We start from the raw sequence: 25,354 nt of genomic DNA on the forward strand, positions 1-25,354 counted from the left end.
TTAGAAGTACCCTTCGGTCTTGCGGTCTTCCATTCCCGCTGCTGATATTCGGTCATCTGCCCTGGTCGCGCCGCGTTCGGTCAAAGTTGCCAGGGCTAATTCGTCCAGTACCTTGGGCACGGTATCGGCCGCGGAGAGCACCGCGCCGGTGCAGCTTGCATCTCCCACGGTGCGGTAACGCACCTGGCGGATGCTGACGATTTCCCCTTTGGCTGGTGTCGAAACGGCGGTGACCGCCCGCCACATGCCATCGCGTTGGAAAACTTGGCGTTTGTGGGCGAAGTAGATCGGCGGGAGCTGGATTTGTTCCTGCTTGATATAGGCCCAGATGTCGCGTTCGGTCCAGTTGGAGATCGGGAAGGCGCGCACATGCCCACCGGGTGCATGCCGGCCGTTGTACAAGCTCCAGATTTCTGGGCGTTGGTTCCGTGGATCCCAAACCCCGAATTCATCTCGCAGGGACAAGATGCGTTCCTTGGCGCGTGCTTTGTCTTCGTCGCGGCGCGCCCCGCCGAAGACTACGTCGAAGCGGTTGGCCTCGATGGTGTCTAGCAGCACCCGAGTCTGCAACCGGTTTCGGGTGCCATCTGGCAGCTCGGTCAACTCGCCGCGGTCAATATATTCCTGCACAGAGCCGACGACTAGGTTCAGTCCGTAGCGGGCCACCACCTGGTCACGGAATTTGAGTACCTCGCCGAAATTGTGGCCGGTGTCGATATGCACTACGGGGATCGGTACTCGTGCCGGGAACACCGCTTTGGCTAAGAGGTGCAGCACGACTACCGAGTCTTTGCCTCCGGAGAAGAGCAAGCCGGGATTCTCGAATTCGGCGAGCACTTCGCGGATGATGTGAATTGATTCGGCTTCTAAGGCGTCAAGGACGCTGCGCCGCGCTTGGGTGGGCGCATTAGCTGTGATGGTCATTTGCTTCTCTCCTCGACTAGATGTGTATGCCGCATTCGGTTTTCGCAAGCCCCGCCCAGCGACCTGCACGGGGGTCTTCACCCTCGGCCACCGGCCGGGTGCATGGTTGGCAGCCAATGGATGGATACCCATGGGCGAGCAACATATTCACTGGAACTGAGTGTTCCGTGGCGTAGCCGATGAGCTCCTCGAAGGACCAGGCGGCCAACGGGTTGAACTTCACTAATCCATGGGTTTCGTCAAAGGTCACCAGCGGCGTGTTCGCTCTGGTAGGTGCCTCGTCGCGGCGCACGCCGGTGAACCAAGCCCCGTAGCCGTTCAGGGCTTTCTTCAGTGGATCCATCTTTCGTTGCTGGCAGCAGGATGCTGCATCGCGGGCAAATAGGTCCTTGCCGAATTTGGCATCTTGCTCGGCGACCGTGAGCTCGGGCAGCACGTCGATGATGCGTACCGGAAGAGCTCGGGCTACCTCGTCCCTTGCCGCGATGGTTTCGGCGAAGTGATAGCCGGTGTCCAAGAACAGCACATCGACTTCGGGAATCTTTTCGGAGACCAGATGTGGGAGGACTGCGTCGGCCATGGAGCATGCCACCGCAATCTCACGCAGTTCAAAATGCGCAGCCGCGAACTTGATGACCTCTTCGGCGGTAGCGTCCCAGCCAAGCTCTTCGGCCCCCAACGCGGCAATCTGCCGGAGTTCTGCTTCGGTGCTCATACCAGCTTCTCCTCGTCCGCACGGTGTGCCCATGCGGCGAAAGACTCATTGTCTTCGGCGTGGGTTGAATAGCTTTTGACGACGCGTTCCACATATTCAGGTAGCTCATCGGCCGCGACCTTCAGTCCGCGCACGGTGCGGCCGAGTCCGGCCTCCCCGTTTTCGAAACCGGCTAGCGTTCCGCCGAGATGCACCTGGAATCCGGAGACTTGCTCGCCTTCGGCGTTGGTAATCAGCTGTCCCTTCAGGCCAATGTCTGCCGTTTGGATACGGGCGCATGAGTTCGGGCAACCATTCACATGCAGGGACAAGGCTTTGGGAAGCTTTCCCTCGTGATCCGCTAGCCTTGATTCGATTTTCTTGACCGCGTCGATGGTGGTGTCTTTGGTGTCGACGATGGCCAGTTTGCAGAATTCGATGCCGGTGCAGGCGATTGCCGAGCGTTTGATCAGTCCGGGGAATGGATCCAGCCCGAGTTCCTGCACCGCAGTGGTGAAGGTATCTATCTGCTCTGCTGGAATATCCAGCGCGATGACCTTTTGGTGCGGAGTGGTGCGTAGCCTGGTGGATCCAGCCGCTTCGACGAGGTCTGCCAATCGACCAAGAATGCGTCCGGAGACCCGGCCCACCGGTGGGGTGAGCCCGACATAGAATCGGCCGTCTTTTTGCTCATGCACCCCGGAGTGGTCACCCGATTCTTCCGGCTTGGCCGCTGGCGGACCGTCGGGAAGCTCGTAGCCCAGGTATTCGTCTTGGAGGACCCGGCGGAACTTCTCGGTTCCCCAGTCTGCGAGCAGGAACTTCAGGCGGGCTCGGTTGCGCAGACGGCGGAAACCGTAGTCGCGGAAAATGGAGGTGACTCCCTCCCATACTTCGGCCGCGTTTTCTTCACTGACGAAGGCGCCGAGCCGTTCGCCCAGCCTCGGGTTCGCAGACAATCCGCCGCCCACCCAGAGGTCATATCCCGCACCGAGTTCCGGGTGCACGACTCCGACCAGCGCGAAGTCATTGATCTCGTGTACGACATCCTGATTTGGATGGCCGGTAATGGCGGTTTTGTACTTGCGAGGCAGGTTGGAGAATTCCGGGTTGCCCACATAGCGTCGGGCGATCTCTTGGATCACCGGGGTGGGGTCGATGATTTCATTTTTAGCGATCCCTGCCACCGGTGAACCCAAGATGACGCGCGGGACGTCTCCACAGGCTTCGGTGGTGTTCAGGCCCACGGCTTCGAGCCGGCGCCAGATTTCGGGCACATCGACCACATCCACCCAGTGCAATTGAATATTCTGGCGGTCGGTGAAGTCTGCCGTGTCACGTGCAAATTCGGTGGAGATCCCTGCAATAACGCGCAGCTGCTCGGTGCTCAGCGCCCCGCCGTCAATGCGCACTCGAAGCATGAAGTACTTGTCTTCAAGTTCGTGCGGCTCAAGGGTGGCGGTCTTTCCTCCAGGAATGCCCTGGGCGCGTTGGGTGTATAGACCCCACCAACGAAAACGACCGTGCAGGTCATCTGGATCTATCGAGTCGAAGCCCTTGAGTGCGTAGATCTGCTCGATTCGTTCACGTACGTTCAGGCCGTCGTCGGCGGCTTTGAGTTCCTCGTTGTGGTTCAACGGCTGTTGGCCGTCTATCTTCCATTGACCTTGAGGTTTAGCTGCCCGCTTGGGGCGAACAGGTGCGGTTGATTGCGTCATGTAAGCCAGCGTAGAAACCAGCCCCTAGGGGCTGGCAACCACGAGTAGTCACATGACCGCGCTTTACTCAAACACGATGAACTTCGTCATCTGGGGACAACTAGCAGGCCGCTTTAAGCGCCTCTTGGAGTCTTACGAAGAAACATTTAGCGATCATGACGTCCGGTAGCAGCGGGCTTGTTATCACCGAGGCGCCCGTGCTAGCTAAGCGGGTTTGAAATAAACCGTCGGCTAAAAGCGCGCTCAGCACGAGCACTGGTGCCTGAATTTCGGTGGCTAGCAGATCCTGGATAAGTGGCTTGGCGCCCGCACAGTATGCAACCTGGACTTCCCGTCCAAGTTCAGCCGAGACTAATTTCGCCAGTTCCCCGATCTGTTGTTGACCCGTTTCAAGTCTGGTTCCGGCAGCAGCTAGAACAACGGTTGAGTGAAGTTCAAGATGAGCTTGCGCGCGTCGCGCCAAAACGTGGGCAAGCTCGGGCAAGGAGCCAAGCGGAGCGGCCGCGGTGGTGTTAGCTCTAGCTTTCACCGCGCCGGCAATGTCGTATGTCGTGTGCACGCCATCGGCCACCAGCAGCGGCAACACCACTGCTGGTTCATCCGCGGGCAGCGAGTCGAGCACTGCGGGAATCTGCGGATGCTGGACATCTACATAAGCCTCATGCCACACCAGCTCGGTGAGCCCCGAGTTGCGTGCCAGTTCTTCGAGCTGTGCACGCAACTCGTGGATAAGTCGTTGGCCGCGTTCGTCATCGGTGCCGTGCGAAGCGGCAAGTACGTGAATTCGTCCCATCTACGGAGCCCTAGCCCTTGCGGATCAGCTTGTGATTGGCGGCCTGAGCCTGTGGCCGAATCACTATTTCGTCGAGATTCACATGCGCCGGCGCGCTGACCGCGTAGCGGATCACCTCGGCCACGTCTTCTGCGGTCAACGGTTCAGCGACCCCAGCGTAGACGTTCTCAGCGGCTTCTTTGCTCCCCAGCCGGCGCAATGCGAATTCTTCGGTCTGCACAAGTCCAGGAAGAATCTCGATCACGCGAATGCCGTTTTCAACTTCCTCCAGACGGAGCGCCTGGCTCATGGCTCGTTGCGCCGACTTTGCGGCATTGTATCCACTACCGCCTTCGTAGCTTGCCAATGCAGCGGTCGATGTGACGTTCAGGATCGTGCCGCCGGTGGTACGCAGGGACGGCAGCAGCGCTCGGGTCAACCGCATGGTGCCCATAACGTTTGACTGCCACATGAATTCCCAGTCTTCGTCTTTGGCTTCAGCCCAGTAGTCGCTGCCGCGTGCGCCACCTGCGCAATTGACCAGCGTGTCCACGCCGCCTTGTTCAGCGACGCTAACTACCAATGCGTCAACATCAGACTGCACGCTCACGTCGGCCGCCAACGCTATCGCACCGCTTTCCTCGGCGAGGGCGTTGAGCCTATCGGCACGGCGGGCCACTGCAAATACCTTCCAGCCCTGCTCGCGCAGCGCGCGAACCGTCGCCTGTCCGATTCCGCTGGATGCCCCGGTGACGAGAGCCGAGCGGGTGCTTTCATGATTCTGAGAAAAAGTCATGTCCCAACCATAGAACTTCGCAGCTTCGAGGCGCGAGGCGATGAATCTGTCTTACGTGAATGCCTTCTGAATCCCATTAGCGTCAGCGGACCTGCATGTGCTCAGCCAGCCGGGCATAGCCGGCTGCTGAGGGAAGGGTAGAAGATTCAGACCAGCATTCGAAGCCCGCCGTACAGACCGCCACTGGTCAAGTGGTCGAGACCATGAATCACAATGCCTGCCTCCCCTGCAAAACATGGAAGAATGGAGCCATGGCAGAAGACAACTTGGGCACAGACACGCCCGCAACGGTTTCCGTTCCTGACAAGCCCGCTTTGGAAGGCTTGGAGGAACGTCTTTCGTCCCGGTGGCGCACCGAGGGCACCTATCACTTCAACGAGGACACGACCCGCGAGGCCGTTTACTCCATCGACACTCCCCCACCAACTGCTTCGGGTTCCCTGCACGTAGGACACATGTTCTCCTACACGCAGACCGACGTGCTGGCTCGTTTCCAGCGCATGAGCGGCAAGAACGTGTTCTACCCGCTGGGCTGGGATGACAACGGACTACCGACCGAACGCCGTGTACAGAACTACTATGGTGTTCGCTGTGATCCGACCAAACCATACATTGAGGGCTACCGCCCCCCGGAATCCCCGGCCAAGAACCAGCGCGATTGGGATGTCGTTAGCCGCAAGAATTTCATTGAAATCTGTGAAGAATTAGCAGTCGAGGACGAGAAGGTCTTCGAGCACCTGTTCAGCACGTTGGGCCTATCGGTTGACTGGCGCATGACCTACCGCACGATCGATGACAATTCCCGCGCAGTATCGCAGCGTGCCTTCTTGGAGAACCTGGCTGAGGGCGATGCCTACATGGCAGAAGCGCCGACCCTGTGGGACGTGACTTTCCGGACTGCAGTGGCCCAGGCCGAACTTGAAGACCGCGAAATGCCCGGCGCCTACTACCGCTATGCATTTGATGCCGAGGGCGGTGAGCAGGTCTTTATCGAGACCACCCGCCCGGAACTGCTTGCAGCCTGCGCAGGTCTCGTGGCCCACCCCGAAGACGAGCGCTACAAGCACCTCTTCGGCAAAACCGTCACCTCGCCAATCTTCGGCGTTCCAGTTACCGTCTACCCGCACCCGCTGGCCCAGCCAGATAAGGGTTCAGGTATCGCCATGGTGTGCACCTTCGGCGACTTGACCGACGTCACCTGGTGGCGTGAACTGCAGCTTCCAACCCGAGCCATCATTGGCCGTGACGGTCGCATCCTGGCTGACACCCCGGAGTGGATCACCACCGAAGCAGGTCAGGCCGCTTACGCAGAGATCGCGTCGAAGACCGTATTCTCCGCCAAGGAAACCGTCGTCACGATGCTCACCGAGGCAGAGCTGCTCGACGGCGAGCCGAAGAAAGTCTCCCGTCCGGTGAACTTCTTCGAAAAGGGCGACAAGCCGCTGGAAATCGTCACCTCCCGGCAGTGGTACATCCGCAATGGTGGCCGCGACGAAGAGCGCCGCAGCCAGATGATCGCGCGCGGAGAGCAGATCGATTTCCATCCTTCGTTCATGCGCTCGCGCTACGAAAACTGGGTCTCGGGGCTAAACGGCGACTGGCTTGTTTCCCGCCAGCGTTTCTTCGGCGTTCCGGTACCTGTTTGGTACCAGGTCAACGAACATGGCGAACCGAATTATGATGCACCGATCTTGCCCGAGATAGCGCAGCTTCCTATCGACCCGGCTGCCGACGCTCCAGCAGGTTTCAGCGAAGACCAGCGCGGCGTGGCCGGCGGTTTCATCGGTGACGCAGATGTGCTCGACACTTGGGCTACCAGTTCGTTGACCCCGCAGATTGCGGGCCGCTGGGGACGCGACGATCAGTTCTTCTCCAAGGTCTACCCATTCGATCTGCGTCCGCAGGGCCACGACATCATCCGCACATGGCTGTTCTCCACTGCTGTGCGTGCAGATGCGCTGCACAATGATGTTCCATGGAAGCACGCGGCCATTTCCGGTTGGATCCTAGATCCAGATCGCAAGAAAATGTCCAAGTCCAAGGGCAACGTGGTGGTTCCGAACGAGGTTCTGGAGAAGTTCGGTTCGGACGCAGTACGTTACTGGGCGGCCAGCGCCAAGCTGGGCGCGGATACCGCCTACGAGATCAACCAGATGAAGATTGGTCGCCGTCTAGCGATCAAGATCCTCAACGCTTCGAAGTTCGTCTTGAACTTGGGCGCCACCGAAGCCAACGTTCTCACCGATGATGCATCGGTGGTGATCAACGGTCTAGATCGCTCACTGCTACTGCGCCTGTCCACGGTTATCCAGGACGCGCAACGTGCCTTCGAGAACTACGACTACGCCCGCGCCTTGGACATCACCGAGTCCTTCTTCTGGTCGTTCACCGACGACTATGTCGAACTGGTCAAGGATCGTGCCTACGGTGGCCATGGAGCCGAGGAGCAGGCTAGTGTCCTGGCAACTCTCGCCACGACCTTGGATTCGGTGCTGCGTTTGTTCGCACCGTTCCTGCCGTTCGCTACCGAAGAGGTCTGGGGTTGGTGGCGCACCGGGTCAGTGCACCTGTCGCAGTGGCCGAGCACCACGCACCTGACCGCTGCTACCGAAGGTGCCGACGCAACAGTACTCCCGACCGTTGGAATCGCGCTATCTGGCATCCGCAAGGCCAAATCGGATGCCAAGGTCAAGCAGCGTACCGAGGTCCTTTCCGGTGAGATTCATGCACCGGCAGCGCAGATCGAACAGCTTCGTGCAGGCTTCACCGACCTGAAGTCGGCGGGCAACGCACGCGAACTGACGTTGGTTGAGGCCGACGGCGAGCTGAGCGTAGTGAACGTGGAATTGGCTCCTGCCGAAGAAGCCTAAATTCCGAAATAGTGAATGAGAAAGGCCGTCGAGAAACTCTCGACGGCCTTTCTCATGCCTGAACAGTATCTTGAATCGGATTTTGCGAGAGACGTTCAAGTTAGGCAATGGTTCTTGACGCCTTGATATTATTTATTCATGGCCTAGAGTCAAGGGGTACGCTCATACTACATATTCAAGCTACTCTCTAGAGAGGCTCGTATGACTACCGCACCGGAAGACCCACATGACTCCGATCCGCTCAGCGAGGGACAACGTTCGAACCCCGTGCCTGGCGAATCGCCTACGCCCCCAGCCAACTCCGAACCGGTTGGATCATATCCAGGTCAAGGGAATCAGCCGCAGCCGGGTTACCAGGCACAAGGCCCGGATGAGAACCTCCAGCGGATTCAGCTCAACGGCTGGCTTTCTGCGTTCTTCGGCATTATTCCAGCACTGATCTTCTTCATCATCGATAAGGAACGCACCAACCCGATAGTTAGAGATTTCCACCGAGATACCCTGAATTTCAGCATCATCCGCGCGATCATCGGTTTACTGGCCTTACTTCCCGTGATCGGTTGGGTCATCGGGTTACTAGGCGGAATCGCCTGCTTCGTGGTGGCCATTATGGCTGCAATCAATGCTCCGAACGAGTATCAGGCAAGGCGCTCCTACAAATATCCCTTCAACTTCACGTTCGTGAGCTAGCCAAGCAGCTAGGTTGAAGGAAACATACTAAGCACTGCTCTCGAACCCTCGGGTTCGAGAGCAGTTGCGCGTTATCCATAAGACACCGAGGCAGACTCAGAGGTCCTCATCATCATCGAGTTTCCCCGCTGGGCTTTGGATTTCTACATGCATCGGTTTAGCATCCTGTTTACGTATATCGTCAAAATAAGCGAGCTGTTCGCTGACAGTTTTAGGCAACTTCTGGCTAGCACTCTTACCTTTGGCGCATTCGCCAGCATCGTCATCTTTTGATTCCAAAGCCTGCTCCTCAAAGAGTTTGGGCGGAATGTCTTCATCGACATTCCGCCCAAATCACTTCTTGCTAGTTCTGTGCTGCGTTATATGCCTGTTCTACGACCGACCCCCAGTAGGGGCCGAACATCGTGTTTCGCACTCCACTGTAGCCGAAGCTGTTGACGGAGTTCTGGTATCCATCAGATCCACCGAGGAACCATGGACCGCCGGAGGAACCGCCAGTCATGTCGCAAGGAATGCCTTGGGATTGCGACTGTCCGTAAGGATCAGCTGTGGCACGTCCGCTGCAGGACTGCAAAGTCTCTCCGTTGAAAGGGCTCGCGGCAGGGTATCCGAAGGCCGTGTAGCTCAATCCGCGCGCCTGGTTGAAGGCGACGCCTGAAGCTCCAACTTGATCCGCGAGGCTTACTCCGCTGTTGTCGGTGACAACCGCGAAAGCGGTGTCGTAGCTAATGTCTCCGCCGTTGCTCCACTGCGTTGGGGCGACCAGTTCGGTAGCCGCGAAGGATCCGTAGGGAGCGTTGCCATTTTCATAGGCGGGAACGAACACCCATCGAGTTGCGAATGCGCCCGGTCCTTCATTGGCACAGTGGCCCGCTGTGGACACGGTCGACTCATTTGCCGATACAACCGAGTTGCCCGAGCAAACGTAATCAGAGCCACCAAGGGTGAAGAATACCTTGCCGATGTGTGACACCGGAGAGACTGCGGAACCCCGTTTCGGCTTGTTGGCGTTTTCGTTGCGCATCTTCGCGTCCTGGCCGGCAATCTTCTTTGATTTGCCAGCCTTCAGCGGAGCGTTTGAAGTGGCCTTACCGTTCGTGAGACTATCAGCGGACTTGGCATTCTCCATACGCTCGGGAGTCCAATAATCAATGGCATTTTCTGCCTGCGACAAGGTAATGCTTGTCGACTCGATCTTGTCCGTGGGGGCTGTGGGGGCAGCCATGGCCATCGATGCGCTTCCACCGATGAGTCCTCCGGCGAGCAAAAGCGCAGCGAATGCCCTGCCCTTGTTTTTGCCTTTTTTCGGGCCTTGATTTTCGTATCTATCTTGCACGTTTTCTCCCTATTTGGCGGATGGGGGCCGCCATCGAAAGCATGTGCCGAAGCACCTGTGGGAGATAGTCAAACACACCTTTCAGGCATTACCTAGGGGTTACCGACAAGAAATTTGAGGGTTCATTGTCGTAACCGTCAAAAAATCTGAAACTGATTTCTTCCTGCTAATAACTTCTGACTGGAAGTTTCAAAGCACTGAAAACCAATGCCCATCTTTCGCGTAAGGGAAATTTTCGTTACTCACCAGTAATTTCCGGGAAGCGCCAAACCCGCGTGCCGATCGACTGGACCGTCCGTTCCGATGGGTAACGGCTTTAATTTATGAAAGCCTTGTGAGGCACTTCATATTATTTGCATGGAAAATTCCTACAATTTTTTTCGGAACAATTAGTAAGAATTGATACAGTAACTCCGGACTAGTCACTGAGAGCGCTCCCCCGGGACGAACGAGGTTACTTATGATGCGTCGTGAATTAATTGCTCATGAATGATTGGAACCAGATCTATCGGTTATCTCGTTTCAAAAGCAATGAGCCCGGCCAAGAGGACTTGGCCAGGCTCATTGTTGGTGGTTACAAATACGGATTACTCGAAAATCGGGTCTTCGGTCCGGCTACGCTTCATCTCGAAGAAGTATGGGAACGATGCGAGTTGCGCTGCCGCGTCAAACATCTTGCCGGCGTCTTCTCCTGTTGGGATGCGTGTGATAACCGGCCCAAAGAACGCGACACCATCCACAGCGATGATTGGCGTTCCGACATCTTGGCCAACCTTGGAAATGCCTACCTCGTGACTTGCACGAAGTGCAGCGTCATTTTGATCGGTATTCGCCGCATCTGCGAGTTCTGCAGGCAGACCTACCTTCGCAAGTGCCCGTGCAATTACCTCATCACGATCTGAAACCTTTTCGTAATGGAAAAGTTCGCCCATGGCCGTGTAGAGCTTGTCCCGCACTTCATCGCCATGATCTTGAGCGGCCTTAATCACGACGCGGACTGGTCCCCACGAGTTGTCCATGGAAGCGCGGTAGCCTTCTGGAAGCTCCCGCCCTTCGTTTAGCACCGATAAGCTCATTACATTCCAGCTCACATCGATATCGCGGACCTTCTCAACTTCCTTGATCCAGCGGCTGGTCGCCCATGCAAAGGGACAGATCGGGTCGAACCAGAAATCAACTTGAGTGCGCTTGGGCATGAACCCTCAACTTTCTACCGAAAACTCAACGGGATATTAAACTACGCGGACTTCTTATTTCGCTTGGCCGCGACATCGTGTGAAAGAAGTAGCGGCGCTTCACGGTCCATCACCGTGCCACGGGTGACAACCACTTCCGCAATTTCTTCAAGGCTTGGCAGTTCAAACATAATCCCACCAAGAGTCTCCTCCAAAATGGCGCGAAGCCCACGAGCACCGGTTTCACGTTCGATAGCCAGCTCCGCGACCGCGTCCAACGCCTGTGGTTCGAAGCTCAGCTCCACACCATCCATGCGGAACATTTTCTGGTATTGCTTGACCAATGCGTTCTTGGGCTCAGTCAAAACTCGAACCAGGGATGCGCGATCAAGATGCTCGACGGTCGTGATCACTGGCAGTCGACCGACAAATTCGGGTATCAAACCGAATTTCAGCAGATCTTCCGGACGAACATCGGAGTACGACGGGGTTTCGGATTTCAGAGCGGTCAAAGGCGCACCGAAACCGATGCCCTTACGTCCCGCACGCGAAGAAATAATCTCTTCGAGTCCTGCGAATGCGCCAGCCACGATGAACAGAATATTCGTGGTGTCTAGCTGCAGGAAATCTTGGTGTGGATGCTTTCGTCCCCCCTGCGGTGGAACTGCGGCGACGGTACCTTCAAGAATCTTCAGCAGTGCCTGCTGGACCCCTTCACCCGAAACATCGCGAGTAATCGATGGATTCTCGCTCTTTCGCGAGATCTTGTCGATTTCATCAATGTAGATAATGCCTGTCTCGGCTTTTTTCACGTCGAAGTCTGCGGCTTGGATTAGCTTAAGCAGAATGTTTTCAACGTCTTCACCAACGTAACCAGCCTCGGTCAGGCTAGTCGCGTCTGCAACGGCGAACGGGACATTGAGTTTTTTAGCCAGCGACTGTGCCAGATAAGTCTTGCCGCAACCGGTAGGACCAATCAACATGATGTTGGACTTTGAAACCTCAACATCATCCAGTGGGTTGTCACTGTTTAAGGCAGCGACCGGAGCATGCTCCTTCGTGCCATGTATACGTTTGTAGTGGTTGTACACGGCTACGGACAGAGCGCGCTTCGCGTTCTCCTGGCCGATCACGTACTCCTCTAGGGAATTGAAGATTTCAAGCGGTTTTGGCAGCGAGAAATCCTCGGAGACCTGTTCTTCAGCAAACTCCTCTGCAATGATTTCATTGCACAGTTCGATGCATTCGGTACAGATGTAGACTCCGTGGCCTGCAATTAGCTTCTTAACCTGCTTCTGGCTCTTTCCGCAGAAAGAACACTTCAACAGATCCGAGCCTTCGCCCATACGTCCCATCGCACCGATCTCCTGTTTGCTTGAGTTGCCGTGGACTATCACAATTCTAGGTCAGATAACCCCAAAATTAGCTGAATATGGCGGTCTACCTGCGTGGTGTCCTCCTCTTGTGGAGAACACACCTACAAGGTAAACCGCCAATATTCAATGATTATTCCGCGTAATGCCTAGATGCCGAGCTGAGCGCGGTTTACCTTACGTGGAGTAAGCACTTCGTCAACGATGCCATATTCCTTGGCGTCGGCGGCAGTCATGAATAGATCGCGCTCCACATCGTCGCGAACCTTCTCCACGGACTGGCCCGAGTGCCCTGCGATGGTCTCTTCCAGCCACGCACGCATACGCATTACCTCTTCGGCCTGGATCTGCAGGTCGGTCGCAGTACCGCGTTCGCCCCCACCCATCGATGGCTGGTGGATCAGCACGCGGGCGTTTGGCAGGGCCAGACGCTTGCCCGGCGTGCCCGCGGCAAGCAGCACTGCTGCTGCAGAGGCTGCCTGGCCGAGGCAGACGGTCTGTACCTCTGGGCGAATGAACTGGATAGTGTCATAGATCGCGGTCATTGCGGTGAACGAACCACCCGGTGAGTTGATGTACAAGGTGACATCGCGTTCCGGGTCCATGGATTCGAGGACCAACAGCTGTGCCATAACGTCATCAGCCGATGCGTCGTCGACCTGGGCGCCGAGGAAGATAATGCGATCCTCGAACAGCTTTGCGTATGGATCCTGTCGCTTGAACCCGTATGGGGTGCGCTCTTCGAACTGTGGCAGGATGTAGCGGGCCGACGGGGTCTGACCGCTAATGGCTTCCGGATTGAAGTTCATGGTTTTCTCCTAGGACAAATCTTTGGGATTCAGGCGGATGTGTAAGACCGACTACTTGTCGGTATCGACGCCGCCACCACCGGTGACTGTGCCGGCATTCATGGCGATCTGATCGTAGAAGCCGTATTTAAGGCCTTCTTCAGCAGTGAACCACTTATCGCGCTGGTTATCGATAAGGATCTGCTCGACGCTCTGGCCGGTCTGCTCTGCAGTCAGCTCACTCATGATCTTCTTCATGTGCATGATCAGCTCTGCCTGGATCTTGATGTCCGAGGCGGTACCGCCGATGCCGCCGGAAGGCTGGTGCATCAGGATTCGAGCGTTCGGGGTAGCGTAGCGCTTGCCCGGAGTGCCCGAGGACAACAGGAACTGGCCCATCGAAGCGGCCAGGCCGGTTGCCACAGTCACGACATCATTGGGAATGTACTGCATGGTGTCGTAGATTGCCATGCCCGCGGTGATGGAGCCACCTGGTGAGTTGATGTAAAGGTAGATGTCCTTCTCAGGATCTTCCGCCGATAGCAACAGCAACTGCGAGCAAATAGCGTTCGCATTGTCGTCGCGGACTTCGGAGCCCAGCCAGATGATGCGCTCCTTGAGCAGGCGGTTGTAGATGTAATCCTCACGGCCGGCCGGATCAACGGTGGCCATGGTGGGAGTGCGCGAATCATTTGACATGTTCTCTACCTCTTCCAAACGTGTAGATCAGATTTTGAAACCCTATTTCGAATCTCAAAGCTGCAACTGGTTACTTTGAGATTACTGACTTCAACCCAGCCATGGGGCCTTTCATGCCCCGTTTTCGCTCACGGCGCATGACTACCCCGTGAGCGAACAAAAAATGGCCGCCAGCCAGCTTGTTTCCAAGCTGACCGGCGGCCATCTAAATTCCGGGACTACTTGGCCTCGGTGGTCTCCTCGACCGCTGCAGCTTCGTCTTCCTCGGCTGGCTTCACGAAGGAAGTCAGATCAACAGCTGCACCGTTCGAATCGGTGACGGTTGCGAATTCCAGAACCTTGGCAAGCGCCTTGCGACGGCGAACTTCGCCCATCAGCATTGGTACCTGGCCGGCACCATCTAGCATCTGTGCGAACTGGTTTGGCTCCATGCCGTACTGACCTGCGGTCTGCACGATGTAGTCGATCAGCTCGGACTGCTCAACGCCAACTTCTTCAGCGTCTGCAACAGCGTCCAAGATGATTTCGTTCTTGAAAGCACGCTCGGTGTTCTCACGAACCTCTGCACGGTGCTCTTCGGTGTCGTGGTCAGCTTCAGCGTCTGGTGCGTTGAAGTGCTGTTCGATCTGCTCTTCGATGACCGATGCTGGAACAGGGACCTCGATCATTTCGACCAGCTTGTCCAAGACGAGCTCGCGCGCCTCAACACCCTGCTCAACAACCTTGCCTTCTGCAGCGTCCTTGGTCAGCGACTCGCGCAGTTCAGCGATGGTGTCGTATTCGGAAGCAAGCTGAGCGAAATCATCGTTCGCTTCTGGCAGTTCGCGCGACTTGACGGCCGAGACGACAACCTTGACGGTTGCGGTCTTGCCAGCGTGCTCGCCACCGGCAAGGGTGGTCTCGAAAGTTGCGTCTTCGCCAGCAGACAGGCCGGTAACAGCCTCGTCCATGCCCTCAAGCATGTTGCCCGAGCCAACCTGGTAGGACAGTCCCTGAGCTGCGTCAACCTCTTCGTCCCCAACCGATGCGGTCAGGTCGAGGGTGACGAAGGAGTCTGCAGCTGCTGGAGCTTCAACGTCCTTCAGGGTGCCGAAGCGACCGCGCAGGTCATCTAGGGCCTTTTCGATGTCTTCGTCGGCAACTTCCTTAGCCTCGACGGAGACCTCAATGCCCTTGTAGTCAGGCAATTCAACCTTCGGACGAATATCAACTTCGAAGGTGAAGACCAGCTGGCCTTCGCCTTCCTTCTCGATCGAAGGAAGCTCAGTGATGTCAACTTCTGGGCGCGATAGCGGGGTTAGCTCGCTCTCGACCATTGCCTTCTGGTAGAAGTCGTTTAGACCCTCGTTCACAGCGGTTTCAATGACGTAACCGCGACCAACGCGCTGATCGATCATGCGAGTTGGAACCTTGCCCTTACGGAAGCCTGGAACCTGAATCTGCTGAGCGATGGTCTTGTACGCCTCATCGACGCGGGGCTTCAGTTCCTCGTAAGGAACCTCAACGGTTAGCTTCACCCGAGTCGGGTTGACGTTTTCGACGGCGCTCTTCACAGCGTTGTACTCCTGAGTGTCTAAGAATTAGGTCTGATCTGCAAAAAACCCCGCAACATGGTGGCGTTGCGGGGTTATTCGACAGAGTCGGGGTGACAGGATTCGAACCTGCGACCTCACGCTCCCAAAGCGCGCGCTCTAGCCAAGCTGAGCTACACCCCGATTAGCAGTGATTAGTCTAACCTGAGTTATCCTTTATCCACTAATCGTTTGTGATGCATACCGGTAACTTTTTACAGTTTCCGGTGATCACCAGAGCTAAATTATATTTAGTTCTCGATTTCATGAGATATTAACCGAAGTTTTCATCGTCATGAGTCGGGGTAACAGGATTCGAACCTGCGACCTCACGCTCCCAAAGCGCGCGCTCTAGCCAAGCTGAGCTATACCCCGTTGAACACTAAGCGAAAATCCCTTTTCACCTGAGCCAACATCTTGTGAATCGTTGCTGGGTTTTTGTTATCCCTGCGTGATCACAAGAAATAAATTTACACGGGTTCGCGCTAAATGCAAAATCGGCATCCTGCTGGCCATTTTCGACAACTTCAGCGAATTTACGCGGAATTTCCGGCCTTGACGTCCCTTTTTGGAGTAAATAACTGAAAAAGGTGAGGTGAGTAACAGGAAATTTGAACGTTTTTCATCCTTTCTACATTCAGACCATCCAGCAAGTTCCACGTCGACTGCTAGCCGCCTAACTAAATGGGGCCAGGCAGGGTCTATGCAGAACCCGCCGCCGGCTAGGCATCAGGACTACGATCACCCTATGGCGATAACTTGGGCATTGACCTTTGACTGCAACGCACCGGTGGAGCAAGCAAACTTCTGGAAGGTGGCACTTGACTATGTGGACGCTCCCCCGCCTCCAGGGTTCTCCTCCTGGGGCGATTGGCTGATCAAATGCGACGTACCCGAGGACGAATGGAATGACGGAGCGGTGATTTGCGATCCGACAGGAGACGGCCCGCAAATTTCAATGCTGAGGGTCCCAGAGGGGAAAACAGCTAAGAATCGGATTCATCTCGATCTGAAAGTTGGCCTGGGTCGGGATCAGCCGACGCACTTGCGCCAACAGAGGATCGAAGAGAAGGCCGGACAGCTTATGAACCTGGGCGCAAGTGAACTCGAGCGGCACTTCATCAACGGCGAACTGGATCACGTCGTGCTTGCGGATCCTGAAGGAAACGAATTCTGTGTGGTGTAAGTAGCATTCGAACACCTACGCAAAAAAGGTCCCGCCTAAGCGGGACCTTTTTTATATGGAGGGGATGACGAGAATCGAACTCGCATCATTAGTTTGGAAGACTAAGGCTTTACCACTAAGCTACATCCCCACATTTCCCGACTTCATTGCCGCGAACAGAATTTAGTCTAGACCATAAATATAGGTCCATGCAAATCGGGTGATTTGCCGTCCGACTTGGACACATCCCCTATAGCACCACGTGGACCTCGGTAATGCGCTAAACACGCCGTGGGTCTAGATCTCCTAAGTTGATCTGCCCCACGCATCCAGTGGCTAGCGTGAATCGCCTTTTCTTCGCGGCAGCTTCTGGCACCGCGGACACCAGTACAATTTCCGACCAGATACTTCTTCGAGTCGAATACTCCCGGTACATTTACGACACCCCATCCCCTGACGCTGATAAACGTAGTAAGCGTTGTCCGGCCAGAGCACGCCTTCAGGATCGCGGTCCTCTTCACGCGTAGTAATGATCTTTCCATCGCGGACCCCATCCTCCATGATCGCGACAATATCCCACCATAATTTGTTGGCGGTTCGCCCGGACAGTTGGTTTGCCGGAAGGGCTGGGCAAACACGATTCCGAAACAGTGCCTCGGCGCGATATATATTCCCAACGCCACTGATCAGGTTTTGATTCATCAAGGCTACGCCGATAGGCGTGCTGGTGCGCGCGAGATTAGCCCGGAATTCCTTGAGCCCCTCATCCAGGTACATCTGATCAAGACCCGGTTCGATCTGCCCTTTGGCAGATTGAAAGCGTGCCGATGCCCCCGCTAAAGGATCAGGCCCAAGCTTTGCTAGTTGCCACTGCACCTGGTCCGCTTCTAAGACTTCACAAGCCGTTGGGCCGCGCAGATCCGCCCAGCCATGTTTGGACACAATGCGAGCACGAACCGCACCGACCGGATCAGGCGGTCCGGAATACAACTCGGTCCCCTGCATGCTGGCTTCGCGCTCTCCAATGCGTCGTGGCGCACCGATCGACGAAGCTCCCGCGAAGAGGCTGTCACCACCAAAATCAAACGCCCCATAAAGGCCTAGATGCACTCGAAGGTACAGGTCGTTGGAGAAGCGGCAAAACAGCTGTTTCCCTTTGGCGAAGGCGCGTTCAAGTTCGTGACCGTCGATACGTGAGGCATCCGAGGCAAAGCGACCTTGGGGCGAAGATACTTGAACCGTCTGTCCCCCAAAGACATCGTCAAATTGGCGGGACAGACGATGCAGGGAATGTCCTTCGGGCACGGTTAGTCGATGACCTCGCCGGTAGTTTCGAAGGTGGCGATTTTACCGATGCGGCGTATATGACGCTCGGCATCGCTAAAAGGCTCCGCTAGGAATGCCTCAATGAGCTCAGCTGCTTCTTCTACCGAGTGCTGTCGTCCGCCGACTGCGATGACATTTGCGTTGTTGTGCTCGCGAGCAAGTTTCGCGGTATCAAGGTTCCATGCAAGCGCTGCGCGTACGCCCTCAACCTTGTTCGCCGCGATCTGCTCGCCATTGCCCGATCCGCCGAGGACAATACCCAAGGCGTCTACGCCAGCACGCTGATCACTAATCACCGCTTGAGCCGCGTTAATGCAGAAGGCCGGGTAATCATCTTCCGGGTCATAGGACTTCGGACCATGGTTGATCATTTCGTACCCCTTGGCCGTGAGGTGCTTGACCAAGAAGTCGCTCAGTTCCAGACCTGCGTGGTCAGTGGCGATATGCACGCGCATGTTTTAATGCCTCATTCGTTGGGAAAAGTCGAATTATTGCTCCCTCCAGCTTAGCGACCCAGCTGGCCCAGAATCGAACTCTGCGGTGTTTCGAGGTTTCTGTGACAACTCATGCGAGCACGTAGCATTTGCCTGTTATAGAAGTTTTTACAGTCAAAGACTTGCGTGCGCCCCCGTTGCCAGTGACACAATGGAGGAAGTTATTCAATATTCGTTTCAGAAACTGAGGCGATATCCTTTCATCGCTTCAAGACGGAGAGCCCAATGCCCGGAATGAACCTCACGCGCGCCGAAGCTAGTGAACGCGCGAAACTGATCAATGTCGACAGCTACGAGGTGAGCCTAGATCTGACTAAGGGCGACCGCGTATTCACTTCCCGCACCACGGTACGCTTCACCGCGACCCCAGGAGCCAGCACTTTTATCGACGCGATCACCGACACTGTCCGTTCGGTGATTCTAAACGGCACCGAACTGGATCCGGCGGTCGTCGCCGACGGGGTGCGGATCCAACTCCCTGAACTCGCGGCTCAGAACACTCTGGTCATCGACGCCGATGCCCGCTACATGAACACCGGCGAAGGCCTGCACCGATTCGTCGACCCTGTTGATCAGGAGGTCTACCTCTACTCACAGTTTGAAGTCGCCGACTGCCGCCGCATGTTCGCAGTATTTGAGCAGCCGGATCTCAAAGCAACCTTCCAGTTCTCGGTGAAGGCCCCCTCGAAGTGGAATGTCGTTTCCAACGCCCCAACTCCCCAGCCAGTGGTTGACGGCGAAGCCTCACGGTGGGACTTCCCAGCCACCCAGCGCATTTCCTGCTACATCACAGCGCTAATCACCGGACCCTACGAGGTCGCACGGGATTCATTGGTCTCGGCCGATGGCCGAACCATCGAGCTTGGAGTTTTTGCCCGCGCCTCGATGATGCAATACCTGGACACCGAAGATATTGTCACCATCACTCGTCAGGGATTCGAATTCTACGAAAAGAACTTCGGAGTTGCGTACCCGTTTGAAAAGTACGACCAGCTTTTCGTACCGGAATTTAATGCCGGAGCCATGGAGAACGCTGGAGCCGTTACCTTCCTCGAAGAATACATCTTCCGTTCCCGCCCGACCCACGCCATGGTGGAGCGCCGGGCGATCACCATCCTGCACGAACTGGCACATATGTGGTTCGGCGACTTGGTCACCATGAAGTGGTGGAATGACCTGTGGCTCAACGAATCCTTCGCGGAATTCATGTCGACCCTTGCCGCAGCACAGAATACCGAGTTCACCAGTTCGTGGACGACCTTTAATATTATGGAAAAGAACTGGGCCTACCGCCAGGATCAGCTTCCGAGCACCCACCCGATTGTTGCCGAGATAAACGATTTGGAAGATGTAGAAGTCAACTTTGACGGCATCACCTACGCTAAGGGCGCCTCGGTGCTACGCCAACTGGTGGCCTTCGTAGGCCAAGAGGAGTTCATGGCGGGCGTGCGCGAGTATTTCAAAAAGCATGCATGGTCCAACACCGAGCTACCTGATCTGCTTACCGAACTTGAGTCAGCTAGCGGGCGCGACCTGAGCGATTGGGGCGCTTCCTGGCTGGAAACCTCCGGCGTGAATACGTTGAAGGCAGATATTTCGGCCGACGAGTCCGGACGCATCTCGGGATTCACCATAAACCAGTCCGCCATCGACCAGTTCCCAACACTGCGCAAGCACCGGCTGGCAGTAGGTTTCTACACCCTCAATGAAGGCAAGCTCGTGCGAGTCCACCGTGAGGAACTTGATGTTGCTGGTCCATCCACCGAAGTGCCGGCACTTGTGGGAATGCAACGCCCCGATTTGGTCCTGCTCAACGACGACGACCTGACTTACACCAAGATTCGTCTCGATGAGCTCTCACTGGCAACCGCCACCGAACATTTGAAGGACTTCACCGAGTCGCTGCCGCGCACGCTGGTGTGGAGCGCCGCGTGGGATGCGGTCCGCGATGCCGAGACTCCGGCTAGCGCCTACGTGCAGCTGCTGCTCAACAACATCGGACACGAAGTTGATTCCTCGGTCATCATGGTGCTGTTGCGCCAGTTGAATACGGCGTTAGATTTCTACGTGGCTAGCGAGAATGCCAAGGAGCTTTCTGTGCAGGCTGCCGACCGCCTGTGGGAATTGGCCCAGCAAGCTGAGGCAAGCTCTGATAGCCAGCTTCAGTTCGCCAAGGCCTTTGCGCATCGTTCCCGCACCGCCGCGCAGCTGGACCAAGTAGCCGGCTTGCTCGATGGCACAGTTCTGTTGCCTGGTCTAACCCTGGACACCGATCTGCGCTGGTCCCTAGCGATCGCATTGTCCGCCGGGTCTCGCATGGATGAGAAAGCCCTCGACAAGATGCTGGCAAACGATGACACCGCCAAGGGCAAGGCAAGCTGGTTCACCGCTCGGGCAGCTCGTCCAACAGCTGATGCGAAGGCCGAAGCCTTTGCCGCGGCTACCTCCGCGACGCTGTCCAATGTTCAGCAAGGTGCGGTAATACTCGGTTTCAATATTGCGCACGATAGCTCGTTGCTCGAAAGCTACACCGAGGATTACTTCAACCTGTTGGTCAGTGCTTGGGAGAGCTATTCGCATGAAATGGCGAAGCAGATCGTACTCGGCTTCTACCCCACTTCGGCAGTCTCACAGCAGACCATCGAGCGTACCGATGCCTTTTTGTCGCGGTTAGGTGAAAAGCACCCGGCAATGCGCAGACTGTTGGTTGAAAGCAGGGCAGATGTGGTTCGGGCGTTGGCCGCACAGGCCGCCGACGCCAATGCCTAACTTTTAGTTTGCACCAGTGGTGTGCGGTGTGGCGCGATGGGGTTATCGTTCTTAGATAAGTACGGAAACTACTCCTTGTGCCGCAACGCACACCACAAGCGTTTTAAAGGGTGGGAGAATAGCAGTATGGACCTCTCGCAGCACAGCTACCAAGTCGCCATCGAATGGACGGGTAATCGCGGAGCTGGCACCAACAGCTATCGTGGCTATGGCCGTGAACACATCATCCGCGCGGACGGGTTACCGGACATCGCAGGCACGGCTGATCCTACTTTTCATGGCAGCCCAGATCGCTGGAACCCCGAACAGCTCTTATTAGCCGCCTTGAGCCAATGCCACATGCTTTCGTACCTCCATGTCGCGGTAACCCACGGGGTCGTTGTCACCAGCTATCAGGACCAGGCCTCCGGTACGTTGCGGTTAAACCGAGATAACAGTGGTGAGTTCACCGAAGTAACTCTCCGTCCGCAGATTCAGTTGGCCGATGAATCCCAGCGAGAACTCGCAGATTCTCTTCACCAGCAAGCCAATAAGGTATGTTTCATCGCTAGATCCGTGAATTTTCCGGTTCTCCATGAACCAGTTGCCGAATAATTTCAGGAAAGTACACATGAGCGATTTGAACCCACTGCCCCACACCGTGAAGCGCGATCCGATGAACAACCCGGTGGTTACCGGCCCATCAAGCGAAGAATTCCTGCAATTAGCGCAGGCTCCCGCGGATGTATCCGACTACGCCGGAACATTCTACGAGCAAGTGGGCGGTCGTGCAGTCTTCGCGCAGTTGAGCAAGAACTTCTACGCATCCGTTGCAGATGATGCGGAATTCCGGGAAATGTATCCGGAAAAGGATCTATTTCCTGCGCAAATTCGTTTACAGCTATTTCTGGAACAGTACTGGGGTGGCCCGACATCCTACTCGGAGCACCGCGGACATCCACGACTGCGCATGCGCCACATGCCTTACCTCGTCAACCCGCACAATCGAGATGTTTGGCTCGGGCATATGAACAAAGCTATCGATCAGCTAGAGCTACCAATGCTCCATGCCGAGACGCTGCGTGATTATTTTGATCGAGCCGCGCATTCCTTGCTCAACGCGTCAAGCTAAATTTGAGTGTGATATTCCGCGCCAGTATCGATGGCGCGGAATTCATTTTTTAACCAAGCATTGCGGAGCGGCGCAGCAACACATGTCCTAAACCGTTGCTGACTCTGATCCAGTTCCCTTGGCGCAGTACACGGCTTTCGCCCTCGGGAGTCAAGAATCCCAAAGCATGCATCGCAAAGGCGGCGCCAAGCGGCAAACGAGGATTAGAATTTTCTAGCTCAGAAGACCAAATCCGTTGACGGATTTGCGCTACGACCGGTTTTCCCGGATTAGCCGGTAAAGCTTGGGCGACCGCGTCGATGCCTGTCTGCGTGGCCGCGGAGAGTACGTCATCAGGAACGCTCCCAGCATCTTCCCACCCGGACATTGGAACGGTAATTCCAGCCCAGCTAGGATTTTCTTCCACTGGCGGCAACGTGAATTCAGTGGACGTTTCGCCCATTCGTGCCAAGCGATCCTGAATTGCGGAGAAGGAATAGCAGGCGTTCACCTCTCCGGGCACGGCTAGCCGATGCACGCGCATGCCAAGTATGGTGTAGTCTCCCTGGCCTAGCTGAGCTGGGACCAAAACCGGAACATAAACCGCAAGGGCCGTGCCTCGGGCGGTCAGCAAGACTCCATCGTCTTCAATAGCTTTAGCTCTGCTCAGCAGATTGGCTAAATCGCTCACTGAATTGGAGTCTTCAAAAACAAGTGCATCACTGGCCATAGGGTAATCGTCTCATGACTTGAACAGATTCATTGGGCACCCTTAAGCGTTTTCGTCATATGCCTGCACTGTCATGCGGTGCTTTCGCAAGATTCTTGACACTTGTCACGATAGAGTTCTCAAAGTCATCGAAAGCACGTCAAGGAGTCATTATCGTGACAGAGGAACTAGGCACTACTCAAATCCTGTTAGATCTATTGGATCTAGACGGAGACGACCGGGCGCGTACTGATGAGGATATCTTCATAGGAAAAACGCCTAAACAGTCTCGGACGCGAGTATTTGGCGGCCAAGTCCTGGCCCAATCGGTCGTTGCTGGATCGCGCACCGTTCCCGAAGAACGGGCAATTCATTCAATGCATGGTTACTTCCTGCGTCCAGGTGATGCTTCGCAGAACATCACCTTCGGTGTTCAGCGGCTGCGCGACGGCCGATCATTCTCTGCCCGACGCGTGCATGCCTACCAAAACGGCGTTCCCATCCTTTCCATGATTGCGTCTTTCCAGGAACCAGCTTCCGGCCTGGATCATCACGATCCGGTGCCATTTGAAGTACCTCCCCCGGAAACCTTGCGTACGACGGCGGAGATCATCGGCCAGTTCGACCACCCGGTCGCTCGCGAGTGGGCTTATGAACGGCCGTTCGATATGCGCCACATTACCGAGCCGGTTTACCTTCCCGGCTACGACCAGCATGAGGCGATGGCTGCGGTATGGATGCGCACTACTGCCCCGATGCCAGATGACCCAATGCTGCACCGCGCCGCTTTGGCCTACGCCAGTGACTACATGCTGCTTGAACCAGTGATCCGACGCCATGGTGTCAGTTGGATTCATCGTGGCTTGAGTATCGCCAGCTTAGACCATGCCATGTGGTGGCATCGTGAGTTCCGTGCCGACGAATGGCTTCTCTACGTGCTGCGCTCACCGAGTGCTTCCTCGGCTCGCGGGCTCGGCACAGGGCAGGTCTTCAACGCAGCCGGTGAACTAGTTGCAACCGTAGCCCAAGAGGGTATGGTGCGACTACCAGAATTTTTAGCAGAAGACGATTAATTGCAAGCTCGCAATTCGATTACTGCCTGCACTTCATCGAGAAATATGCATCCCTGGACAGGGGTTTAGACGCTTGTTCTTTGGCAATAAGAACCAGACGCGCGGCAATATTGGCCTTCAGATTGGCAAATATCGTCGCGCGTCTGTTTGTTTCGGTAGAACCCTGAAACTCGCAGTCTAAATTTGGCTTTCAGCTTCGCCGGTTTCTAACCTTCGAGCACCAGCGCCTTCCTGGGCAAGCTCATCTTCCGGATTCAGTAGCGAGCACGCTTGCATCGAGAGGCACCCGCAACCGATGCACCCCATCAGCCGATCCTCTAATTCTTCGATTGCGCGCCGACGGCGCTCGAGCACACGTTTCCATTCATTAGAAGCGTGTTGCCAGTCCTTTTCTGAGGGTATTTTGTTCATTGGCACGGGTTCAAGAGCCCGACGGATGTCCGCTAAAGGAATGCCGAGTTTGCTTCCTACCGTAATCAGCGAAATGCGTCGAAGCATATGGCGTGGATATCGCCGTTGATTACCGGAAGTTCTTGTCGAACAGATCAATCCAATTTCTTCATAATAATGCAGCGCTGATTTCGCCACTCCGGTGCGGTCACTCACATGGCCAATCCCGAGAAGCTCGTGTCCGGGTTCTACATTTTCGATCGCGTCCACTCCCCTGTGCCAATCATCACTGACTATAAAGTTGACCTCAAGTTTACTTGAGGTTCTATTCTAGGGGTAGTTGGTGTCTGTCCACACAGAAACTATTCGACTAGAAATCATGGATCGCAATGATTCATAAGCGAAGGACGATTCACATATGCAGAACTTGTCGGCTGATTTCCGCGATGCATTTCGGGCACACCCTGCAGGCGTAGCCTTGATCACCGCGTCGGTTGCTGGCATTCCCTATGGACTGACAATCTCCAGCCTGGCGTCGTTGTCCATCGAGCCCGTGGCCGTTTCTTTTTCGCTCACTAAAGAATCCGGCGCCGCAGGTGCGGTACTTTCCGCAAGTTCGTTCATGATTCACATGCTGGGCGAAGACCATTCGGAACTTGCCAACAATTTCGCACGCCCCGGTGCACCTCGCTTCACGCCCGAACAGGGTTGGTCCTATCTGCCTAGCGGCGAACCGCATTTCGACAAGGCTCCAGTGTCCATGCGTGCACGGATCCACTCGTCGATTAGCGTCGGTGGTTCGCGACTCATTGCGGCAGAGATCCTTCAAGTCATTCAGGGGCAGTCAACTCAGCACCTGATGTACCAGAATCGCGAGTATCTGAAGCTGCCCTCGCTGCTCGATGCGTCGGCGCAGTGTAAATAGCCAAGGC

General features: G+C 55.9%; 24 protein-coding genes and 3 tRNA genes. 8 read left to right on the forward strand and 19 right to left on the reverse strand.

Going from position 1 to position 25,354, the window contains the following annotated elements; translation table 11 throughout:
- From cysD to LG294_RS09890, 5 genes are all read right to left on the reverse strand, one after another.
- Positions 1 to 924 carry a sulfate adenylyltransferase subunit CysD gene (cysD, locus tag LG294_RS09870; RefSeq protein ID WP_404285373.1) on the reverse strand — a complete coding sequence of 308 codons (924 nt, stop codon included), beginning with the start codon at positions 922 to 924 and terminating at the stop codon, positions 1 to 3.
- A gap of 16 nt (positions 925 to 940) precedes the next feature.
- Positions 941 to 1,639 carry a phosphoadenylyl-sulfate reductase gene (locus tag LG294_RS09875; protein WP_404285374.1) on the reverse strand — a complete coding sequence of 233 codons (699 nt, stop codon included), beginning with the start codon at positions 1,637 to 1,639 and terminating at the stop codon, positions 941 to 943.
- On the reverse strand, positions 1,636 to 3,336 hold the full coding sequence (locus tag LG294_RS09880) for a nitrite/sulfite reductase (protein WP_404285375.1): 1,701 nt from the start codon (positions 3,334 to 3,336) through the stop codon (positions 1,636 to 1,638). Before LG294_RS09880 ends, LG294_RS09875 begins: the two co-directional genes overlap by 4 nt.
- Before the next feature lie 100 nt (positions 3,337 to 3,436).
- Entirely contained in the window at positions 3,437 to 4,129 is a 693-nt protein-coding gene (locus LG294_RS09885; protein WP_404285376.1) for a sirohydrochlorin chelatase, read from the reverse strand.
- Positions 4,130 to 4,139: 10 nt separating this feature from the next.
- Entirely contained in the window at positions 4,140 to 4,904 is a 765-nt protein-coding gene (locus tag LG294_RS09890; protein WP_404285377.1) for an SDR family oxidoreductase, read from the reverse strand.
- Between the two features lie 251 nt (positions 4,905 to 5,155).
- On the opposite strand from LG294_RS09890, the gene valS reads away from it, so the two are divergent.
- On the forward strand, positions 5,156 to 7,774 hold the full coding sequence (valS, locus tag LG294_RS09895) for a valine--tRNA ligase (protein ID WP_404285378.1): 2,619 nt from the start codon (positions 5,156 to 5,158) through the stop codon (positions 7,772 to 7,774).
- 201 nt (positions 7,775 to 7,975) lie between these two features.
- Complete coding sequence (locus tag LG294_RS09900; RefSeq protein ID WP_404285379.1) at positions 7,976 to 8,464, forward strand: DUF4870 domain-containing protein; 489 nt, start codon at positions 7,976 to 7,978, stop codon at positions 8,462 to 8,464.
- A gap of 96 nt (positions 8,465 to 8,560) precedes the next feature.
- On the opposite strand, the gene LG294_RS09905 is transcribed toward LG294_RS09900, so the two are convergent.
- The 9 genes from LG294_RS09905 to LG294_RS09945 all read right to left on the reverse strand — a co-directional run bounded on the left by LG294_RS09905 (position 8,561) and on the right by LG294_RS09945 (position 15,781).
- Entirely contained in the window at positions 8,561 to 8,743 is a 183-nt protein-coding gene (locus LG294_RS09905; protein WP_404285380.1) for a hypothetical protein, read from the reverse strand.
- 64 nt (positions 8,744 to 8,807) lie between these two features.
- Entirely contained in the window at positions 8,808 to 9,800 is a 993-nt protein-coding gene (locus LG294_RS09910) for a trypsin-like serine peptidase (protein WP_404285381.1), read from the reverse strand.
- 587 nt (positions 9,801 to 10,387) lie between these two features.
- Positions 10,388 to 10,996 (reverse strand): DsbA family protein, encoded by a 609-nt coding sequence (locus LG294_RS09915; protein WP_404285382.1) that lies wholly within the window; start codon positions 10,994 to 10,996, stop codon positions 10,388 to 10,390.
- Positions 10,997 to 11,037: 41 nt separating this feature from the next.
- Positions 11,038 to 12,330, reverse strand: coding sequence for an ATP-dependent Clp protease ATP-binding subunit ClpX (gene clpX / locus LG294_RS09920; RefSeq protein WP_404285383.1), 1,293 nt, complete (start codon positions 12,328 to 12,330; stop codon positions 11,038 to 11,040).
- Positions 12,331 to 12,497: 167 nt separating this feature from the next.
- The gene (locus LG294_RS09925) at positions 12,498 to 13,157 is read right to left on the reverse strand and encodes an ATP-dependent Clp protease proteolytic subunit (protein WP_404285384.1); all 660 of its coding nucleotides are present in this window, start codon (positions 13,155 to 13,157) and stop codon (positions 12,498 to 12,500) included.
- Between the two features lie 51 nt (positions 13,158 to 13,208).
- Positions 13,209 to 13,808: an ATP-dependent Clp protease proteolytic subunit gene (locus tag LG294_RS09930; protein WP_404291718.1), complete on the reverse strand. Its 600-nt coding sequence runs from the start codon at positions 13,806 to 13,808 to the stop codon at positions 13,209 to 13,211.
- 245 nt (positions 13,809 to 14,053) lie between these two features.
- A complete protein-coding gene (gene tig, locus LG294_RS09935; protein ID WP_404285385.1) occupies positions 14,054 to 15,388 on the reverse strand; it encodes a trigger factor in 1,335 nt (444 codons plus the stop codon).
- Between the two features lie 87 nt (positions 15,389 to 15,475).
- Positions 15,476 to 15,550 (reverse strand) — tRNA-Pro (locus LG294_RS09940).
- 156 nt (positions 15,551 to 15,706) lie between these two features.
- Positions 15,707 to 15,781, reverse strand: a tRNA-Pro gene (locus tag LG294_RS09945).
- Positions 15,782 to 16,154: 373 nt separating this feature from the next.
- Between LG294_RS09945 and LG294_RS09950 the strand changes: the two genes are divergently transcribed.
- Entirely contained in the window at positions 16,155 to 16,592 is a 438-nt protein-coding gene (locus LG294_RS09950) for a VOC family protein (RefSeq protein ID WP_404285386.1), read from the forward strand.
- A 56-nt stretch (positions 16,593 to 16,648) separates the two neighbouring features.
- Here the strand turns inward: LG294_RS09950 and LG294_RS09955 are convergent.
- The 3 genes from LG294_RS09955 to LG294_RS09965 all read right to left on the reverse strand — a co-directional run bounded on the left by LG294_RS09955 (position 16,649) and on the right by LG294_RS09965 (position 18,352).
- A tRNA-Gly gene (locus LG294_RS09955) sits at positions 16,649 to 16,722 on the reverse strand.
- 185 nt (positions 16,723 to 16,907) lie between these two features.
- Positions 16,908 to 17,876, reverse strand: a complete 969-nt coding sequence (locus tag LG294_RS09960) for an Fpg/Nei family DNA glycosylase (protein ID WP_404285387.1) — start codon at positions 17,874 to 17,876, stop codon at positions 16,908 to 16,910.
- A gap of 2 nt (positions 17,877 to 17,878) precedes the next feature.
- Positions 17,879 to 18,352 (reverse strand): ribose-5-phosphate isomerase, encoded by a 474-nt coding sequence (locus tag LG294_RS09965; RefSeq protein ID WP_404285388.1) that lies wholly within the window; start codon positions 18,350 to 18,352, stop codon positions 17,879 to 17,881.
- A gap of 264 nt (positions 18,353 to 18,616) precedes the next feature.
- On the opposite strand from LG294_RS09965, the gene pepN reads away from it, so the two are divergent.
- From pepN to LG294_RS09980, 3 genes are all read left to right on the forward strand, one after another.
- Positions 18,617 to 21,160: an aminopeptidase N gene (gene pepN / locus LG294_RS09970; RefSeq protein ID WP_404285389.1), complete on the forward strand. Its 2,544-nt coding sequence runs from the start codon at positions 18,617 to 18,619 to the stop codon at positions 21,158 to 21,160.
- A gap of 126 nt (positions 21,161 to 21,286) precedes the next feature.
- The gene (locus LG294_RS09975; protein WP_404285390.1) at positions 21,287 to 21,754 is read left to right on the forward strand and encodes an OsmC family protein; all 468 of its coding nucleotides are present in this window, start codon (positions 21,287 to 21,289) and stop codon (positions 21,752 to 21,754) included.
- Positions 21,755 to 21,770: 16 nt separating this feature from the next.
- Positions 21,771 to 22,271, forward strand: a complete 501-nt coding sequence (locus LG294_RS09980; protein WP_404285391.1) for a globin — start codon at positions 21,771 to 21,773, stop codon at positions 22,269 to 22,271.
- 49 nt (positions 22,272 to 22,320) lie between these two features.
- Here LG294_RS09980 and LG294_RS09985 read toward each other — a convergent pair whose 3' ends face one another.
- A complete protein-coding gene (locus LG294_RS09985) occupies positions 22,321 to 22,941 on the reverse strand; it encodes a hypothetical protein (RefSeq protein ID WP_404285392.1) in 621 nt (206 codons plus the stop codon).
- A 194-nt stretch (positions 22,942 to 23,135) separates the two neighbouring features.
- On the opposite strand from LG294_RS09985, the gene LG294_RS09990 reads away from it, so the two are divergent.
- Positions 23,136 to 24,032: an acyl-CoA thioesterase gene (locus tag LG294_RS09990; protein ID WP_404285393.1), complete on the forward strand. Its 897-nt coding sequence runs from the start codon at positions 23,136 to 23,138 to the stop codon at positions 24,030 to 24,032.
- A 177-nt stretch (positions 24,033 to 24,209) separates the two neighbouring features.
- Here LG294_RS09990 and soxR read toward each other — a convergent pair whose 3' ends face one another.
- Positions 24,210 to 24,692, reverse strand: a complete 483-nt coding sequence (gene soxR / locus LG294_RS09995; RefSeq protein ID WP_404285394.1) for a redox-sensitive transcriptional activator SoxR — start codon at positions 24,690 to 24,692, stop codon at positions 24,210 to 24,212.
- A 148-nt stretch (positions 24,693 to 24,840) separates the two neighbouring features.
- Here soxR and LG294_RS10000 point away from each other — a divergent pair, with 148 nt between their 5' ends.
- Complete coding sequence (locus LG294_RS10000) at positions 24,841 to 25,347, forward strand: flavin reductase family protein (protein WP_404285395.1); 507 nt, start codon at positions 24,841 to 24,843, stop codon at positions 25,345 to 25,347.
- The last annotated feature ends 7 nt before the right edge of the window (positions 25,348 to 25,354 follow it).

It is taken from the genome of Glutamicibacter arilaitensis (assembly GCF_044793945.1).
Classification (GTDB): domain Bacteria; phylum Actinomycetota; class Actinomycetes; order Actinomycetales; family Micrococcaceae; genus Glutamicibacter; species Glutamicibacter arilaitensis_B.

Bases quoted from the DNA above. Each gene is read 5' to 3' on its own strand.
- cysD (WP_404285373.1), bottom strand. From the start codon at position 924: ATGACCATCACAGCTAATGCGCCCACCCAAGCGCGGCGCAGCGTCCTT.
- LG294_RS09875 (WP_404285374.1), bottom strand. From the start codon at position 1,639: ATGAGCACCGAAGCAGAACTCCGGCAGATTGCCGCGTTGGGGGCCGAA.
- LG294_RS09880 (WP_404285375.1), bottom strand. From the start codon at position 3,336: ATGACGCAATCAACCGCACCTGTTCGCCCCAAGCGGGCAGCTAAACCT.
- LG294_RS09885 (WP_404285376.1), bottom strand. From the start codon at position 4,129: ATGGGACGAATTCACGTACTTGCCGCTTCGCACGGCACCGATGACGAA.
- LG294_RS09890 (WP_404285377.1), bottom strand. From the start codon at position 4,904: ATGACTTTTTCTCAGAATCATGAAAGCACCCGCTCGGCTCTCGTCACC.
- valS (WP_404285378.1), top strand. From the start codon at position 5,156: ATGGCAGAAGACAACTTGGGCACAGACACGCCCGCAACGGTTTCCGTT.
- LG294_RS09900 (WP_404285379.1), top strand. From the start codon at position 7,976: ATGACTACCGCACCGGAAGACCCACATGACTCCGATCCGCTCAGCGAG.
- LG294_RS09915 (WP_404285382.1), bottom strand. From the start codon at position 10,996: ATGCCCAAGCGCACTCAAGTTGATTTCTGGTTCGACCCGATCTGTCCC.
- clpX (WP_404285383.1), bottom strand. From the start codon at position 12,330: ATGGGACGTATGGGCGAAGGCTCGGATCTGTTGAAGTGTTCTTTCTGC.
- LG294_RS09925 (WP_404285384.1), bottom strand. From the start codon at position 13,157: ATGAACTTCAATCCGGAAGCCATTAGCGGTCAGACCCCGTCGGCCCGC.
- LG294_RS09930 (WP_404291718.1), bottom strand. From the start codon at position 13,808: ATGGCCACCGTTGATCCGGCCGGCCGTGAGGATTACATCTACAACCGC.
- LG294_RS09950 (WP_404285386.1), top strand. From the start codon at position 16,155: ATGGCGATAACTTGGGCATTGACCTTTGACTGCAACGCACCGGTGGAG.
- LG294_RS09965 (WP_404285388.1), bottom strand. From the start codon at position 18,352: ATGCGCGTGCATATCGCCACTGACCACGCAGGTCTGGAACTGAGCGAC.
- pepN (WP_404285389.1), top strand. From the start codon at position 18,617: ATGCCCGGAATGAACCTCACGCGCGCCGAAGCTAGTGAACGCGCGAAA.
- LG294_RS09975 (WP_404285390.1), top strand. From the start codon at position 21,287: ATGGACCTCTCGCAGCACAGCTACCAAGTCGCCATCGAATGGACGGGT.
- LG294_RS09980 (WP_404285391.1), top strand. From the start codon at position 21,771: ATGAGCGATTTGAACCCACTGCCCCACACCGTGAAGCGCGATCCGATG.
- LG294_RS10000 (WP_404285395.1), top strand. From the start codon at position 24,841: ATGCAGAACTTGTCGGCTGATTTCCGCGATGCATTTCGGGCACACCCT.